The organism is Rahnella sp. P4_A8, from assembly GCF_056402435.1.
In genome coordinates this window covers 1-16267 of record NZ_JBFUHK010000007.1, presented here as the reverse complement: position 1 = coordinate 16267, position 16267 = coordinate 1, and the positions used below count along the sequence as shown (strand labels likewise).

At 54.3% G+C, this 16267-nt stretch carries 17 protein-coding genes; 16 read left to right on the top strand and 1 reads right to left on the bottom strand.

Annotation, left to right across the window (positions count from 1 at the left end; all coding sequences use genetic code 11):
• Window positions 1-16: 16 nt before the first annotated feature.
• From cysJ to AC1DUO_RS05715, 3 genes are read left to right on the top strand one after another with little or no spacing between them, the layout of a single operon-like run.
• Window positions 17-1819, top strand: a complete 1803-nt coding sequence (cysJ, locus tag AC1DUO_RS05725) for an NADPH-dependent assimilatory sulfite reductase flavoprotein subunit (RefSeq protein ID WP_112152122.1) — start codon at window positions 17-19, stop codon at window positions 1817-1819.
• 27 nt (window positions 1820-1846) lie between these two features.
• Window positions 1847-3583 carry an assimilatory sulfite reductase (NADPH) hemoprotein subunit gene (gene cysI / locus AC1DUO_RS05720; protein WP_200227283.1) on the top strand — a complete coding sequence of 579 codons (1737 nt, stop codon included), beginning with the start codon at window positions 1847-1849 and terminating at the stop codon, window positions 3581-3583.
• A 24-nt stretch (window positions 3584-3607) separates the two neighbouring features.
• Window positions 3608-4345 carry a phosphoadenylyl-sulfate reductase gene (locus tag AC1DUO_RS05715; RefSeq protein WP_013574005.1) on the top strand — a complete coding sequence of 246 codons (738 nt, stop codon included), beginning with the start codon at window positions 3608-3610 and terminating at the stop codon, window positions 4343-4345.
• A 45-nt stretch (window positions 4346-4390) separates the two neighbouring features.
• On the opposite strand, the gene AC1DUO_RS05710 is transcribed toward AC1DUO_RS05715, so the two are convergent.
• The gene (locus tag AC1DUO_RS05710; RefSeq protein WP_013574006.1) at window positions 4391-5428 is read right to left on the bottom strand and encodes an aminopeptidase; all 1038 of its coding nucleotides are present in this window, start codon (window positions 5426-5428) and stop codon (window positions 4391-4393) included.
• A 251-nt stretch (window positions 5429-5679) separates the two neighbouring features.
• On the opposite strand from AC1DUO_RS05710, the gene cysG reads away from it, so the two are divergent.
• The 13 genes from cysG to AC1DUO_RS05645 form a co-directional block, all read left to right on the top strand.
• Window positions 5680-7104 (top strand): siroheme synthase CysG, encoded by a 1425-nt coding sequence (gene cysG, locus AC1DUO_RS05705; protein WP_477986740.1) that lies wholly within the window; start codon window positions 5680-5682, stop codon window positions 7102-7104.
• A gap of 10 nt (window positions 7105-7114) precedes the next feature.
• Window positions 7115-8023 carry a sulfate adenylyltransferase subunit CysD gene (cysD, locus tag AC1DUO_RS05700; protein WP_013574008.1) on the top strand — a complete coding sequence of 303 codons (909 nt, stop codon included), beginning with the start codon at window positions 7115-7117 and terminating at the stop codon, window positions 8021-8023.
• 13 nt (window positions 8024-8036) lie between these two features.
• The gene (cysN, locus tag AC1DUO_RS05695) at window positions 8037-9464 is read left to right on the top strand and encodes a sulfate adenylyltransferase subunit CysN (RefSeq protein ID WP_112152124.1); all 1428 of its coding nucleotides are present in this window, start codon (window positions 8037-8039) and stop codon (window positions 9462-9464) included.
• 1 nt (window position 9465) lies between these two features.
• On the top strand, window positions 9466-10089 hold the full coding sequence (cysC, locus tag AC1DUO_RS05690; RefSeq protein WP_013574010.1) for an adenylyl-sulfate kinase: 624 nt from the start codon (window positions 9466-9468) through the stop codon (window positions 10087-10089).
• 59 nt (window positions 10090-10148) lie between these two features.
• Window positions 10149-10529 (top strand): DUF3561 family protein, encoded by a 381-nt coding sequence (locus AC1DUO_RS05685; RefSeq protein ID WP_013574011.1) that lies wholly within the window; start codon window positions 10149-10151, stop codon window positions 10527-10529.
• 167 nt (window positions 10530-10696) lie between these two features.
• Entirely contained in the window at window positions 10697-11017 is a 321-nt protein-coding gene (ftsB, locus tag AC1DUO_RS05680) for a cell division protein FtsB (RefSeq protein WP_013574012.1), read from the top strand.
• Between the two features lie 2 nt (window positions 11018-11019).
• Window positions 11020-11739: a 2-C-methyl-D-erythritol 4-phosphate cytidylyltransferase gene (gene ispD / locus AC1DUO_RS05675; protein WP_477986736.1), complete on the top strand. Its 720-nt coding sequence runs from the start codon at window positions 11020-11022 to the stop codon at window positions 11737-11739.
• Window positions 11739-12212: a 2-C-methyl-D-erythritol 2,4-cyclodiphosphate synthase gene (gene ispF, locus AC1DUO_RS05670; protein ID WP_013574014.1), complete on the top strand. Its 474-nt coding sequence runs from the start codon at window positions 11739-11741 to the stop codon at window positions 12210-12212. Before ispD ends, ispF begins: the two co-directional genes overlap by 1 nt.
• A 22-nt stretch (window positions 12213-12234) precedes the next feature.
• The gene (gene truD / locus AC1DUO_RS05665) at window positions 12235-13281 is read left to right on the top strand and encodes a tRNA pseudouridine(13) synthase TruD (RefSeq protein WP_165497408.1); all 1047 of its coding nucleotides are present in this window, start codon (window positions 12235-12237) and stop codon (window positions 13279-13281) included.
• Entirely contained in the window at window positions 13262-14026 is a 765-nt protein-coding gene (gene surE / locus AC1DUO_RS05660) for a 5'/3'-nucleotidase SurE (RefSeq protein WP_013574016.1), read from the top strand. The genes truD and surE overlap by 20 nt, the downstream gene beginning before the upstream one ends.
• Window positions 14016-14642 (top strand): protein-L-isoaspartate(D-aspartate) O-methyltransferase, encoded by a 627-nt coding sequence (locus tag AC1DUO_RS05655; protein WP_013574017.1) that lies wholly within the window; start codon window positions 14016-14018, stop codon window positions 14640-14642. The genes surE and AC1DUO_RS05655 overlap by 11 nt, the downstream gene beginning before the upstream one ends.
• Before the next feature lie 242 nt (window positions 14643-14884).
• Entirely contained in the window at window positions 14885-15907 is a 1023-nt protein-coding gene (gene nlpD, locus AC1DUO_RS05650) for a murein hydrolase activator NlpD (RefSeq protein WP_013574018.1), read from the top strand.
• A gap of 51 nt (window positions 15908-15958) precedes the next feature.
• On the top strand, window positions 15959-16267 hold a 309-nt coding region (locus tag AC1DUO_RS05645; protein ID WP_477986734.1), incomplete at its 3' end, for a sigma-70 factor domain-containing protein.

The window sequence follows — 16267 nt, the reverse complement described above, 5'->3', positions numbered from 1 at the left end:
GGGAATTCGTACCGCGATGACGACTCAGGCTCCTCCAACTTCACTGCTCCCGCTGACCCCCGAGCAAATGGCCCGCCTTCAATCGGCGATTGGTGATTACTCACCGACTCAGATGGCCTGGCTGTCAGGGTATTTCTGGGGCATGGTTAATCAGCAACCGGGTGCGGTGGCAGCTCCTGCTCCGGTACAGAATGCCGCGTCAGTCACTCTGATTTCCGCCTCGCAAACGGGTAACGCCCGCCGTGTTGCCGAGCAACTGCGTGATGACCTGATCGCCGCGAAAATTAACGTCAATCTGGTGAATGCCGGTGACTATAAATTCAAACAAATTGGTCAGGAAAAGCTGTTGCTGATCGTGGCCTCCACGCAAGGCGAAGGCGAACAGGCTGAAGAAGCCGTCGCGCTGCACAAATTCCTGCAATCCAAAAAAGCCCCGCAAATGAAAGACACGGCTTTTGCGGTGTTTGCGCTGGGTGATACCTCTTACGAATTCTTCTGTCAGGCAGGTAAAGATTTCGATACCCGTCTGGGCGAGCTGGGGGCAGAACGCCTGTTAGACCGCGTTGATGCTGATGTGGAATATAAAGAAGCCGCCGAAAACTGGCGTAAGCGTATTGTCGATGTGCTGAAACAGCGCGTACCGGCTGACACCGGGGCGCAGGCGGCTCCGACGCTGGCAGGCAGTGTGAATCAGGTCGACAGCAGCCCTTACACCAAAGAAGCGCCGCTGACCGCGACACTTTCCGTTAACCAGAAAATTACCGGCCGCGATTCTGATAAAGACGTGCGTCATCTGGAAATCGAACTCGGTGATTCCGGCCTGCGTTACCAGCCGGGCGATGCGCTGGGGATCTGGTTTGAAAACGATCCGCAACTGGTGCAGGAAATCGTTGAACTGCTGTGGCTGAAAGGCGATGAAATTGTCGAGGTGAACGACAAAAAACTGTCGCTTTCAGAAGCGCTGCAACATCACATCGAACTGACCCAAAACACCACGCCGATTATCGAAAAATATGCCGCGCTGTGCCGCGATGAACACCTGACCGGTCTGCTGGCTGACAAGCCTGCGCTGCAGCAATACGCCCAGACCGTGCCGTTTGCTGACATGGTACGCCGCGCACCGACTGAGCTGGATGCCCAGCAACTGGTGGATTTACTGCGTCCGCTGACGCCGCGCCTGTATTCGATTGCCTCCTCGCAGGCTGAAACTGAAACAGAAGTCCATATTACTGTTGGCGTGGTGCGTTATGACATCGATGGTCGTCCGCGCTCTGGTGGCGCGTCCGGCTTCCTGGCCGATCGTCTGGAAGAAGACGGTGAAGTGAAAGTCTTCATCGAGCATAACGACAACTTCCGTCTGCCAGCGAATCCGGAGACGCCGGTCATTATGATAGGGCCCGGTACCGGCATTGCGCCATTCCGCGCCTTCATTCAGCAGCGTGATAACGACGGCGCCACCGGCAAAAACTGGCTGTTCTTCGGCAACCCGCACTTTACCGATGATTTCCTGTATCAGGTCGAGTGGCAGCGTTACGTGAAAGACGGCTTGCTGACCAATATCTCTCTGGCATGGTCACGGGATCAGGCTGAAAAAGTGTATGTACAGGACAAACTGCGCGAGCAGGGCGCTGAAGTCTGGCAGTGGTTGCAGGAAGGCGCACACGTGTATGTCTGCGGCGATGCTAACCGTATGGCGAAAGATGTAGAACAGGCGTTACTGGAAATCATCGCCGAATACGGCGTGATGGATCTGGAAACTGCCGACGAATATCTCAGTGAATTACGCCTTGATCGCCGTTATCAGCGCGACGTCTACTAACGAATCAGAGCAATGAGCGAAAACCTTATGAGCAATAAGTTGTGGAGTGAACTCAATCCCGGTCCGGGCCCGCTGATCGTCGATGCCCCGCTGGCTGACGCCGAACGCCTGAAGAAGGAAAGCAATTTCCTGCGCGGCACCATCACAGAAGATTTAAAAGACGGCCTGACCGGCGGCTTCAACGGTGACAACTTCCTGTTGATCCGCTTCCACGGCATGTATCAGCAGGATGACCGTGATATCCGTGCGGAACGCGCTGAGCAGAAGCTGGAACCGCGTCATGCCATGATGTTACGTTGCCGTTTGCCGGGCGGCGTGATGACGCCAGCGCAGTGGCTGGGCATCGATAAATTTGCTGAAGACAGCACACTGTACGGCAGCATCCGTATTACCAACCGTCAGACCTTCCAGTTCCACGGCATCCTGAAACCGAACGTAAAACCGGTGCATCAGTTGCTGAACAAACTCGGTCTGGATGCGCTGGCGACCGCCAACGACGTTAACCGTAACGTGTTGTGTACCTCGAATCCGGTGGAATCTGAACTGCATCAGGAAGCGTATCAGTGGGCGAAGAAAATCTCCGAGCACCTGCTGCCGCGCACCCGCGCTTACGCCGAAGTCTGGCTGGATCAGGAAAAAGTCGAAACCACCGACGAAGAGCCGATTCTGGGCGCGACCTATCTGCCACGTAAGTTCAAAACCACCGTGGTGATCCCGCCGCAAAATGACGTGGATCTTCACGCCAACGACCTGAACTTTGTGGCGATTGCCGATAACGGCAAACTGGTCGGCTTCAACGTGCTGGTCGGCGGCGGGCTTTCTATCGCCCACGGTGATAAAGCCACTTACGCACGAACTGCCAGCGAGCTGGGCTTTATTCCGCTGGAGAACACGCTGGCCGTCGCCGAAGCCGTGGTGACCACGCAGCGCGACTGGGGTAACCGTACCAACCGTAAAAACGCCAAAACCAAATACACGCTGGAACGCGTCGGCGTGCCGGTATTCAAAGCCGAAGTTGAAAAACGTGCAGGCATTCAGTTTGGTGATATTCGTCCTTACGAATTCACCGGTCGCGGCGATCGCATCGGCTGGGTAAAGGGCATCGACAAACAATGGCATCTGACACTGTTTATCGAAAATGGCCGTATTCTCGATTATCCGGGCAAACCGCTGAAAACCGGACTGGCAGAAATTGCTAAGATCCATAAAGGTGATTTCAGGCTTACTGCTAACCAGAACCTGATCGTGGCCGGTGTCGCGGAAAAAGACAAAGACGCGATTGAAACCCTGGCGCGTAATCACGGCCTGATTGACGACGGTGTCACCGAGCAACGTAAAAACTCGATGGCCTGCGTGTCTTATCCGACCTGCCCGCTGGCGATGGCGGAAGCGGAACGTTTCCTGCCTGAGTTTGTGACCAAAGTAGAAGGCATCATGCACGGCCACGGCGTAGGCGATGAACACATCGTGCTGCGTGTGACCGGTTGTCCGAACGGCTGCGGTCGTGCGCTGCTGGCCGAAATTGGTCTGGTGGGGAAAGCGATGAACCGCTACAACCTGCACCTTGGCGGTAACCGCGCCGGAACACGTATTCCGCGCATGTACCGCGAAAATATTTCTGATGCAGAGATCCTGGGCATCATTGACGAACTGGTCGGACGCTGGTCGAAAGAGCGCGAAACCGGTGAAGGCTTTGGCGACTTTGTGATCCGCGCAGGGATCATTAAGCCCGTGCTGGATCCGGCACGTGACTTTTATGATTAAGAGCGATAACCGACAGGAGGCGATATGAGTTTGCTGAACCTTACTCTGGCTGAACTGAATGAACTGCCGAAGTCCGGACAATCCATGGCGCTGGCGGAAATTAACGTCAGCCTCGAAAAATTGTCCGCGCAGGAGCGTGTGCAATGGGCGCTGGAAAATATGCCTGGTGAATTCGCCCTGTCTTCCAGCTTCGGCATTCAGGCGGCGGTCTGTCTGCACTTAGTCACACAGCAGAAACCGGACATTCCGGTGATCCTGACCGATACCGGCTATCTGTTCCCGGAAACCTATCAGTTCATCGATACGTTAACCGAACAGCTGAACCTGAATTTACAGGTATTCCGTGCTGAACATTCGGCAGCCTGGCAGGAAGCGCGTTACGGCAAACTGTGGGAGCAGGGCGTCGAGGGCATCGAGAAATATAATCACATCAATAAAGTCGAGCCGATGAATCGTGCGATTCAGACGCTCGGCGTGCAGACCTGGTTCGCCGGTCTGCGTCGTGAGCAATCCGGCAGCCGTGCGCATCTGCCGGTGCTGGCGGTGCAACGTGGTGTGTTTAAAATCCTGCCGATTATCGACTGGGATAACCGTCAGATCTTCCGTTATCTGCAAGATAACGGCCTGAGCTATCACCCGCTGTGGGATCAGGGCTATCTTTCCGTCGGTGACACGCACACCACGAAAAAATGGGAAGAAGGGATGAAGGAAGAAGACACGCGATTTTTTGGACTGAAACGCGAATGCGGCCTCCATGAGTGACAGCTAAAACAACGGACGCCAAAAGCGTCCGTTTTCTTTGGTCCGTCAGGCGTGTTTCGCCGGTTTCGCCAGATCCTTCAGCAACGGGAATAACACTTTCACCGTATCGCGGGAACGTTTTTCAATGCGTCCCGGCAGGGCTTTATCCAGATACTGCAGATTATCGAACTGGCTCTGATAACGCGTGGTACCCAGCGGGAAGTGGCTGGTGATCGCGCGTTGCTGGAGGCCGTCTTTCTTACCCAGCGCATAGTTAGTCGCCGTCACGTTCAGCAGCGGCAGCCGTGCGTCATCCAGCGCTTTTATGCCATCGCAGCAATGTACGCCTTCGTGGCTTTCTGCCGGAATACCCAGACTGTGCGCAATATTCAGCGCCCGTACGCGGGTGAGTTTCGCCACGGCCACGGAAGTATTCGCGCCGCTGTTGAAATACAACCGGTCGCCGGTGATCAGCGAATTCAGGTTGATCACCAGCAGCGTATTTTTCTTCTCTTCAGCACTCATGCGGTTCACAAAGTCTTCCGCGCCTTTAGCACCGGTTTCTTCCGCGCTCAGCGCCACGAAACGTAAGCTGTAGTGCGTCGGGATGGCCTGCATGCGTTCGGCCAGCTCAAGCATCACACCGACGCCGGAAGCGTTGTCATCGACCCCCTGCAGCGTCAGGCCGCCGAGATTATGGTTGGTATCACTGTCACTTTGCGGCACATAGGTATCGAAATGCGCCATCACGATGATTTGCTGCGGTACTTCTCCTGCACGTGCGGCAATCACCGACGTGGCGTGAATATTTTGCCAGTTCTTTTTGCCCGCATTGCTGGTGTAAAGATAGCGGGTATCGAAGCCACGTAAATCGCTCGTATATCCTAATTTATTGAACTGCTGATTCAGATAATCCGCGGCGATCAGTTCTGCCGGGCTGCCGGCCATGCGTCCGGGAAAATAGGTGGCGATATGGCGAATTTGCTGACTGGCGATCATCCCCACTGGCGGAAGCGGGGCGGACGCCGCCATCGCATGACCCATACAGACACAGCTCAGGCTCAGCGCCAGCAGCGTCCGCTTCATGCGTAAAAAAGAAAACATAGCCAAAAATCCTTATTTGCTGGTCAATATGACCGGAAGGCAATCAAACAACAGGCCGCGTGTGGCGGTCTTTCTGGGGCGTACAGTATGCGATTGTCTGTGCGATTAGACAATTTCCCGTTATCCCAAACCGCTCTTTTTGTCGGGCTATATTCCATTTAGTAACTAATCATTCCTTTTCGTCATTTCAGATCAATTATTGCCTGCACGTATAGTTTGTTTATTAACTCTGACAATCATTAAAGGCTTTTGTGGACTATCTACCAATATTTGCCGACCTCAAACAACGCCCTGTGCTGGTCGTGGGAGGTGGCGAAGTCGCTGCTCGCAAAATTGATCTCCTCCTGCGGGCAGGTGCGCAAGTACGGATAGTCGCACAGGCACTTTCTCCCGAGCTGGAACAACGCAGACAGGCCGCAGAAGTTAGCTGGTCGGCACAGGCATTTCTGCCGGAACAGCTCGACGATGTTTTTCTGGTGATTGCCGCCACCGACGACGCCGCGTTAAATGCTGAGGTTTTTGAACAGGCCAACCGCCGTCATGTTCTGGCTAACGTGGTTGACGATCAGCCGAAGTGCTCGTTCATTTTCCCTTCGATTGTCGACCGTTCGCCGATTGTGGTCGCGATTTCTTCCAGCGGTAAAGCGCCGGTACTCGCCAGAATGTTGCGCGAGAAGCTGGAAACTCTACTGCCGGGCAGCCTGGGGCAAATGGCCGATATCGCCGGACGCTGGCGCGACAATGTGAAAACACAGTTCAGTTCAATGCGTGCGCGTCGCCGTTTCTGGGAACAACTGTTTGCCGGACGCTTTGCCAGCCTCGCTTCTGCGGGAAAGCTCGCAGAAGCAGAACAGGCGCTGCAACAGCAGTTAGAAAACGCGGAAGACATCTCGCATAGCGGGAATGTCACGCTGGTCGGTGCCGGGCCGGGTGATGCAGGATTGCTCACCCTTCGCGGGCTGCAGGTGATGCAGCAGGCCGATGTCGTGCTTTACGACTATCTGGTCAGCGAAGACGTGCTGGATTTAGTGCGCCGCGATGCGGACAAGATTTGTGTGGGTAAACGTGCGGGCAGCCATTCTGTCGCGCAGGAAGACACTAACCGTCTGCTGGTCGAACTGGCGCAGCAGGGGAAAAAAGTCGTGCGCCTCAAAGGCGGTGATCCGTTTATTTTCGGACGCGGCGGCGAAGAATTACAGGCGGTGCAGGCGGCAGGCATTCCTTTCCAGGTGGTGCCGGGTGTTACCGCGGCTGCCGGTGCGACAGCCTATGCAGGTATTCCGCTGACGCACCGCGATTACGCGCAGAGTGTGATATTCGTGACCGGGCATTGCCGTCCGGAAAACAACGGCGTGCAGTGGGAGACCCTCGCGAAAGGCCAGCAGACATTGGCGATTTATATGGGCACGCTTAAAGCTGCCGAAATCAGCCAGCAACTGATCGCTCATGGTCGCGCAGCGCATACGCCCGTTGCGGTCATCGGACGGGGAACGCGTTCTGATCAGCAGGTGCTGACCGGAACACTCGATAATCTTGAACATCTGGCTCAGCAGGCGCCGGCGCCGGCGTTACTGGTGATTGGTGAAGTGGTATCACTTCATCAGCAACTGGCCTGGTTTGGGCATCATCCTGAGACTGACGGCACCCAACGCCCGTCGGTTGTGAATTTGGCTTAAAGGATCTGTTATGGACGAAAAACGACTGACTCATTTGCGGCAACTGGAGGCGGAGAGTATCCATATCATCCGTGAAGTGGCTGCTGAATTCGCCAACCCGGTGATGATGTACTCCATCGGGAAAGATTCCTCGGTGATGTTGCATCTGGCGCGCAAAGCTTTCTTCCCGGGCACCTTGCCGTTCCCGCTGCTGCATGTGGATACCGGCTGGAAATTCCGCGAAATGTACGACTTCCGTGACCGCACGGCGAAGAATTACGGTTTTGAGCTGCTGGTGCATAAAAACCCGGAAGGTGTGGCAATGGGCATCAACCCGTTTGTGCACGGCAGTGCCAAACATACTGACATCATGAAAACTGAAGGTCTGAAGCAGGCGCTGAATAAATATGGCTTTGATGCCGCTTTCGGCGGTGCACGCCGTGACGAAGAAAAATCCCGTGCCAAAGAGCGTATCTATTCGTTCCGTGACCGCTTCCACCGCTGGGATCCAAAAAACCAGCGTCCTGAACTGTGGCACAATTACAACGGCCAGATTAACAAAGGCGAAAGCATCCGCGTATTCCCGCTGTCTAACTGGACTGAGCTGGATATCTGGCAGTACATCTATCTGGAAAATATCGAAATCGTTCCGTTGTATCTGGCCGCACCGCGTCCGGTGCTGGAGCGCGACGGTATGCTGCTGATGGTTGATGATGATCGTATTGATCTGCAACCGGGCGAAGTGATCGAGAAGAAAATGGTGCGTTTCCGCACATTAGGCTGCTGGCCGTTGACCGGTGCTGTTGAATCTGAGGCACAAACGTTGCCGGAGATCATCGAAGAGATGCTGGTATCGACCACCAGTGAACGTCAGGGACGCGCGATTGACCGTGATCAGGCCGGTTCGATGGAACTGAAAAAGCGTCAAGGATACTTCTGAGGAGCCGCAGCTAATGAATAACGCAATTGCACAACAAATCGCGGAGCAGGGTGGCGTTGAAGCTTACCTGCACGCTCAGCAACACAAAAGCCTGCTGCGCTTTCTGACCTGCGGCAGCGTCGATGACGGCAAAAGCACCCTGATCGGGCGCCTGCTGCATGACACCCGTCAGATCTACGAAGATCAGCTGTCTTCTCTGCATAACGACAGTAAACGTCACGGCACCCAGGGCGAGAAACTGGATCTGGCACTGCTGGTGGATGGCTTACAGGCCGAACGCGAACAGGGCATTACTATCGATGTGGCTTACCGTTATTTCTCTACCGAGAAACGTAAGTTCATCATTGCGGACACCCCGGGGCACGAACAGTACACCCGCAATATGGCGACCGGTGCATCGACCTGTGATCTGGCGATCCTGTTGATCGACGCCCGTAAAGGTGTGCTGGATCAAACCCGTCGCCACAGCTTTATTGCGACCTTGCTCGGGATCCGTCACCTGGTGGTTGCCGTCAACAAAATGGATCTGGTGGATTACAGCGAAGCGGTATTCGAGCAGTTTAAACAGGATTATCTGGATTTCGCGCAGCAACTGCCGACCGATCTGGACATCAAATTTGTGCCGCTTTCCGCGCTGGAAGGCGACAACGTTGCCACATCAAGCGATAAAATGAACTGGTACACCGGCCCGACGTTGCTCGACGTGCTGGAAACGGTAAACATTATTAACATTCGTGAACAGCAACCGATGCGTTTCCCGGTGCAGTACGTTAACCGCCCGAATCTTGATTTCCGTGGCTATGCGGGAACGCTGGCATCCGGTTCTGTCCGTGTCGGTCAGAAGGTGAAAGTATTGCCATCCGGTGTGGAATCTACCGTGGCACGCATTGTGACCTTTGACGGTGATTTGCAGGAAGCCTGGGCGGGCGACGCGATTACGCTGGTGCTGGCCGATGAGCGTGATATCAGCCGTGGCGACACGCTGGTCGATGCAGAAGAAACGGTTAAACCGGTACAGAATGCCAAAGTCGACGTGGTGTGGATGGCCGAGCAACCACTGAGCGTCGGCCAGAGTTACGACATCAAAGTCGGCGGCAAGAAAGCCCGTGCGCGTGTGGAAAATATCGAATATCAGGTGGAAATTAACTCGCTGACGCAGCGTGTGGTAGAAAACCTGCCACTGAATGGTATCGGACTGGTGGAACTGGCCTTCGACGAACCATTGGTGCTGGATAACTATCAGAGCAACGCGGTGACCGGCGGCATGATCTTTATCGATCGGCTGACCAACGTTACCGTGGGTGCTGGTCTGGTACGTGAAGCCATTGAACAGGTATATCAGGAATCGGATAAATACAGCGCATTTGAGCTGGAACTGAACAGCCTGGTTCGACGTCACTTCCCGCACTGGGGTGCGCGCGACCTGCTGGGTGGCAAATAAGATGGCGTCACAAGACAGCACTTTTTTAAAAGATGAGAATGTTGTCTGGCATCCGCACACGGTGACTCGTGCGGATCGCGAAAAGCAACATGGCCATCGTGGTGCGGTGCTGTGGTTCACCGGGCTTTCTGGCTCGGGGAAATCCACCGTGGCCGGTGCGCTTGAACAGGCGCTGTATGCGCAGGGCGTCAGCACTTATCTGCTCGATGGCGATAATGTCCGTCACGGACTGTGCCGTGATCTGGGCTTCACCGACGACGACCGGCGTGAAAACATCCGTCGCGTAGGTGAAGTGGCGAAACTGATGGTGGATGCCGGGCAGGTCGTGCTGACGGCGTTCATTTCACCTCACCGCGCCGAGCGTGAAATGGTGCGTGATTTGCTGGAAGACGGTCAGTTTATTGAAGTGTTTGTGGATACGCCGCTGGCTATCTGCGAGGCACGTGATCCGAAAGGTTTGTATAAAAAAGCCCGTGCGGGTGAACTGAAAAACTTCACCGGTATTGACTCAGAATATCAGCCACCGGAAACCCCGGATGTGCATCTTGATGGTGAACAATTGGTAACACAATTGGTGCCTCAATTATTAGAAGTGATGCGCCAGCGCGCTATTATCAATCCCTGAATGTTGCCGGCCAAACGTCACAGAGCGTGCCGGTTTACACTGAAATACAGGGATCATCTATGCAGGCGTTATTTAGCAGACTTGTCAGTCGGAACCGCGTGGATCGCACCGGGGAAATTACCCCCCGGACACGCGTGCCGATACCGGAAACCGACAGTGCAGACACCGAAGATCCTTCCTACTCCATGCAGGGCGGATTCATCGGGTTTGTCTTCTACTGGCTGGCGTTCGCGATCCCTTTTCTGGTTTATGGTTCCAACACCCTGTTTTTCCTGCTCTACACCTGGCCGTTCTTTCTGGCGCTGATGCCCGTTTCCGTCCTGATAGGCATTGCGTTCAGCACGTTCTTTGGCGGTGGCTGGTTTAAAACCTCTCTGGCCAGCGCGGTCTGCGTTATCGGCATGTTCTGGACAGTCTTCTCTTTCCTGTCTGGCTGGTGACTTTTCCTGGCGGTTTTCCCTGCAAATTCCCTTCACGATGTAACCCATTGTGTCATTCTCACCCTTAATTGCGTGCGTAAGTCTGATTCTCACCGGCTTTACCACTGCCACAGTGGAGTCAGAGGGAAAGTTGTGGGATGATTGTCCAGCTTTTTTAGGGGGCGGGGATGGGCAAACTAACACTGCTATTACTGATTTTACTTGGCTGGCTACAGTATTCGCTGTGGCTGGGTAAGAATGGTATTCACGATTATGTACGTGTAAACGATGACGTTCAGGTGCAACAAGTTAATAACGGCAAACTGAAATCACGTAATGATCAACTTTTCGCAGAAATCGACGATTTAAACGGCGGTCAGGAAGCGATCGAAGAACGCGCACGCAATGAACTGGGCATGATTAAACCCGGCGAGACTTTTTATCGTCTGGTGCCTGACAACAAACGTGCGCCTGGTAGCACCGTTTCGCAAAACAACCTGAATCAATAGCCATGAGCCATATCGCAGTTTCCCTTCCAGAGGTTATTGCCGTGTTACCGGCTGCCGGCATTGGCAGCCGTATGCAGGCAGAATGCCCCAAGCAATATCTTTCTATTGGCGGTAAGACGCTGATAGAACACTCAATTTGCGCTTTGCTGCAAAGCGGCAAAGTCAGTCAGGTTATCGTGGCATTAAGCCCGCACGATACGCAATTCGAACAACTTCCCATTGCCCGTGATCCGCGTATTCGCGTGGTTGCAGGCGGTGCGGAACGTGCTGAGTCGGTGATGGCCGGGCTGGATGTTGCCGGAGACAGCGGCTGGGTGTTGGTACATGATGCCGCGCGCCCGTGTCTGCATCCTGACGATCTCCATAATCTGCTGGCGATTGCCACCACCAGTAAAGTGGGCGGGATCCTTGCCGCCCCCGTGCGCGACACGATGAAGCGTGGTGAACCGGGCATTACAGCGATTGCACATACGGTCGATCGTCAGGACCTGTGGCATGCACTGACGCCGCAATTTTTCCCGCTCGAATTACTGAAAACCTGCCTGCRCCGTGCACTCAATGAAGGTGCGGTGGTCACAGATGAAGCCTCGGCAATGGAATATTGCGGTTTTCATCCTATGCTGATCCCGGCACGGGCCGATAATATTAAAGTCACGAGGCCAGAAGATCTGGCCCTGGCTGAATTCTATTTAACCCGCTTATCCCAGGAGGAGAACGCATAATGCGTATCGGTCACGGTTTTGATGTACATAAATTTGGCGGAGAAGGCCCGCTGGTGATCGGTGGTGTGCGTATCCCTTATCCGCAGGGTTTACTGGCGCATTCAGATGGTGATGTTGCCCTGCACGCGGCTACGGACGCACTGCTTGGTGCCGCTGCGCTGGGAGATATAGGTAAACTTTTTCCGGACACTGACCCGGCATTCAAAGGTGCTGACAGCCGCGAACTGCTGCGCGAAGCCTGGCGCCGTATTCGTGCAAAAGGCTACAAGCTGGGCAATCTGGATATCACGATCATCGCACAGGCACCGAAAATGGCTCCGCACATCCCGCAGATGCGCGTGTTTCTGGCAGAAGATCTGCAATGTCATATGGATGACGTCAACGTGAAAGCCACGACAACCGAACAGCTGGGCTTTACTGGCCGTGGCGAAGGTATTGCCTGCGAAGCCGTTGCTCTGCTGATTAAGGAATGATGTTGTGGAAGATTACCGCATGATAGATATGTCCCGTCTCACCTGGTTGCTGGGCGAGCCTGTTGCCACCGGCCTGCTGAAAGCCAATCCCGAAGACTTTATTGTCGAAGAGGATCTGGGTTTTGAGCCGGATGGCGAAGGTGAACATCTGTTGGTGCGGATCCGCAAAAATGGCTGTAACACGCAGTTTGTCGCGGAACAACTGGCGCGATTTGCCAAAGTGCATCCGCGCGATGTCAGTTATGCCGGTCTCAAAGACCGCCATGCCGTTACCGAACAATGGTTTTGCCTGCATCTGCCGGGCAAGACTGATCCCTATTTAAGCCAGTTTGATCTCGAAGGCTGCGAAGTTGTCCGCGCCTCACGCCATCGCAAAAAGATGCGTATCGGTACGCTGAAAGGCAACGCGTTTACGCTGGTGCTGCGTCAGGTAAGCGATATGGCTGATGTCGAGGCGCGTCTGGAAAAAATCACCCAACAGGGCGTACCGAACTATTTCGGCACCCAGCGCTTTGGTCGTGGTGGCAATAATCTGGTGCAGGCGAAACGCTGGGCAACCAATGAAGCCCGTCCGAAAGAACGCGCCAAACGCAGCTTCTATCTTTCCGCCAGCCGCAGTGCGATGTTCAATATCGTCGCCAGCCAGCGTCTGGCCGATGGCACCGTACGTCTGCCGATGCTGGGTGATGCCCTGCAACTGAGTGGCCGTGGCAGTTGGTTTGTGGCGAAAGCCGAAGAGTTTGAATCGCTGCTACCGCGCGTTGAAAACGGTGAATTGCTGGTAACCGCACCGTTACCGGGAGATGGCCCGCTGGGCACACTCGAAGACGCTGAAGCCTATGAGCTGGCCTGTCTGAATGGTCAGGAGGATTTACTGTCGCTGCTTAACCGTGAGAGGGTCGAACCGGCACGTCGTGCCATCATGCTGCAACCTTTGCAGATGCAATGGCAGCGCTGGGATGATGTTACTCTGGAACTCAAATTCTGGTTACCGGCCGGCAGTTATGCCACCAGCGTGGTGCGTGAACTGATGAATCTGGATGAAAGTGATGCGGATATTACTGAGTAACGACGACGGCGTACTGGCTCCGGGTATACAGGCGCTGGCGTCAGCACTGCGTGAATTTGCTGACGTGACGCTGGTGGCCCCTGATCGTAACCGTAGCGGCGCATCTAATGCGTTGACGCTGGACGGCCCGTTGCGTATTCAGTCTTACCCTAACGGGGATACCGCCGTAATTAACGGTACGCCGACCGATTGTGTGTATCTTGGCGTGAATACGCTGATGCGCCCTAAGCCAGATATAGTGGTCTCTGGCATCAATGCGGGGCCGAATCTGGGTGACGACGTCATCTATTCCGGTACGGTCGCCGCCGCGATGGAAGGCCGCCATCTGGGCTTTCCCGCGCTGGCGGTCTCACTGGACGGCCATCAGCATTATGACACGGCGGCGATCATCACCTGTCGGATCCTCAGGGCTCTGGCGCGTGAGCCTTTGCGTACTGGCAAAATTCTGAATATTAACGTCCCGGATTTGCCACTTTCGCAGATCAAGGGGATCAAGGTGACGCGTTGCGGTAGCCGTCATCCGGCCGAGCAGGTATTTTGTCAGCAGGACCCGCGTGGTCAGGACTTGTACTGGATTGGCCCGCCGGGGGATAAATTTGATGTCGCACCTGATACTGATTTTGCTGCTGTCGCGCAAGGTTATGTTTCAGTGACGCCACTTCAGGTGGATTTAACCGCCTATGCGGCTCAGGATGTCGTGGTCTCATGGTTGGAAAAGGCCGGGGTGAGCGCGAATGGTGAATAAACCGATGTACAACCTGCTGGAACAACTTCGCCAGCAGGGCATTCATGATGAAAAACTGTTGCATGCCATAGAATCTGTGCCGCGTGAGCGTTTCGTGGATGAGGCATTTCAGCATAAAGCTTACGAAAACACTGCGTTGCCTATTGGCTCCGGTCAGACCATTTCTCAGCCTTATACCGTGGCGAGAATGACCGAGCTGCTGCGCCTTGAACCCTCTTCACGCGTGCTGGAAATTGGCACCGGGTCAGGCTATCAGACTGCGATTCTGGCACACCTGGTTGAACATGTTTTCTCGGTTGAGCGCATCAAAGGGTTGCAGTGGCAGGCCAAAAGACGCCTCAAGCAACTCGATTTGCATAATGTCTCCACCCGTCATGGTGACGGCTGGCAGGGCTGGCCTTCGCGTGGCCCGTTCGATGCCATTATTGTCACTGCTGCACCTCCTGAAATACCTCAAGATCTACTGCAACAACTCGATGATGGCGGCGTATTAATTCTGCCTGTGGGCGAAGAAAATCAAACATTGCAACGGGTCACACGACGTGGTGACGAGTTTGTTGCAGAGACTATCGAAGCCGTTCGTTTTGTCCCGCTGGTGAAAGGCGAGCTCGCCTGAAACCGGTGATAAGCCGATCCCTGCAGGACTAACCTCTTAAAATTTAAATACAACTGTTATATGGTGCTGTACTGGCGATGTTGATAGCATCCACTACAGTTTTTTATGGCACAGCGGCATTTGGGCAAAGGCCTGAATGAGCATGTTGCCTGCCCGCACCGTGTCTGATGACACGAAAAGCGCCAGCTGGCGCGGTGTGCGAGGTTAAAGAGATATTCTGAGATTGCCGTAACGGGGGAAATATGAGCACGGGAAGCCCAATAAAAACACTAAGCCGCATTGTAATGTGTACTTTTATCAGTGCCTGGATGGCGGGATGTACGAACAATTCAACGACATCTGCACCCATCAGCAGCGTTAATGGCGGCGGTGGCAGTGGCAATAGTAGTCAGAATACTCTGAATTCCACTCCGCAAATGGCGCCTGCTGTCGGCCCTGGCGGACACATTGTGTACAACCGCAGCTATAACTCAATCCCTAAGGGAAGTTACAGTGGCAGCACCTATCAGGTGAAGCGTGGCGACACTCTGTTTTATATTGCATGGATCACGGGCAATGACTTCCGCGACCTGGCCGCGCGCAATAATATCCCAGAGCCATACAGCCTCGAAGTTGGCCAGACAATCCAGATAAATAACGTCTCTTCCGCAGCAAGTACCGGGGGTGCGATAGCGGTCACAGATGCCACAAATGGCGGTGTTCCGAAAGTTCCAACCGGGGGCATGCTCACAGGTTCTGTGGTTGCATCTCAACCAACTACCACGTATTCTGATTCTTCTGGTAAACAGAATGTAGGCAAGATGTTGCCTTCATCAGGTGCAGTTACTACCACCACAACACCTGTTGCTGTAGCCAGCACTCCCGTCGCCACATCTACAAATAATGGCGGTCCGGTTTCCTCCTGGAAATGGCCGACTGACGGGAAAATTATCGATAATTTCTCAGCTTCTGAAGGGGGAAATAAGGGGATCGATATTGCTGGTTCGCGTGGACAGTCTGTCGTAGCAACCGCCTCGGGGCGTGTGGTCTACGCCGGTAATGCTCTTCGCGGTTACGGTAATCTGATCATCATCAAACACAATGATGATTACCTGAGCGCCTATGCACATAACGATACAATGCTGGTCCGGGAACAACAAGAAGTGCAGGCGGGTCAAAAAATAGCGACTATGGGTAGCACCGGAACCAGTTCAGTAAGATTGCATTTTGAAATTCGTTACAAGGGGAAATCCGTAAACCCGCTGCGTTATCTTCCGCAGCGATAAATCGGGGCAGAGCATCGATTCTGCCCTCGGGACCACGGGTAGGAGCAGCTTATGAGTCAGAATACGCTGAAAGTTAACGAGTTACATGATGATGTAGATTTCGATGAGAACAGCGCTGAAGCCTTTGACGAGAAAGCAATAGTCGAAGAGACTGCCGACAACGATGCTGAAGAAGAATTGTTGTCGCAGACTGTAAGCCAACGAGTGCTGGATGCCACTCAACTGTACCTCGGTGAAATCGGTTATTCCCCTCTGCTTACCGCAGAAGAGGAAGTTTATTTCGCACGACGCGCGCTGCGGGGAGATGTTCCTTCCCATTTCGCACGACGCGCGCTGCGGGGAGATGTTCCTTCCCGCCGC

Coding starts and splice junctions, on each gene's coding strand:
- cysJ (WP_112152122.1), top strand. CDS start 17: ATGACGACTCAGGCTCCTCCAACTTCACTGCTCCCGCTGACCCCCGAG.
- cysI (WP_200227283.1), top strand. CDS start 1,847: ATGAGCAATAAGTTGTGGAGTGAACTCAATCCCGGTCCGGGCCCGCTG.
- AC1DUO_RS05715 (WP_013574005.1), top strand. CDS start 3,608: ATGAGTTTGCTGAACCTTACTCTGGCTGAACTGAATGAACTGCCGAAG.
- AC1DUO_RS05710 (WP_013574006.1), bottom strand. CDS start 5,428: ATGTTTTCTTTTTTACGCATGAAGCGGACGCTGCTGGCGCTGAGCCTG.
- cysD (WP_013574008.1), top strand. CDS start 7,115: ATGGACGAAAAACGACTGACTCATTTGCGGCAACTGGAGGCGGAGAGT.
- cysN (WP_112152124.1), top strand. CDS start 8,037: ATGAATAACGCAATTGCACAACAAATCGCGGAGCAGGGTGGCGTTGAA.
- cysC (WP_013574010.1), top strand. CDS start 9,466: ATGGCGTCACAAGACAGCACTTTTTTAAAAGATGAGAATGTTGTCTGG.
- AC1DUO_RS05685 (WP_013574011.1), top strand. CDS start 10,149: ATGCAGGCGTTATTTAGCAGACTTGTCAGTCGGAACCGCGTGGATCGC.
- ftsB (WP_013574012.1), top strand. CDS start 10,697: ATGGGCAAACTAACACTGCTATTACTGATTTTACTTGGCTGGCTACAG.
- ispF (WP_013574014.1), top strand. CDS start 11,739: ATGCGTATCGGTCACGGTTTTGATGTACATAAATTTGGCGGAGAAGGC.
- surE (WP_013574016.1), top strand. CDS start 13,262: ATGCGGATATTACTGAGTAACGACGACGGCGTACTGGCTCCGGGTATA.
- AC1DUO_RS05655 (WP_013574017.1), top strand. CDS start 14,016: ATGGTGAATAAACCGATGTACAACCTGCTGGAACAACTTCGCCAGCAG.
- nlpD (WP_013574018.1), top strand. CDS start 14,885: ATGAGCACGGGAAGCCCAATAAAAACACTAAGCCGCATTGTAATGTGT.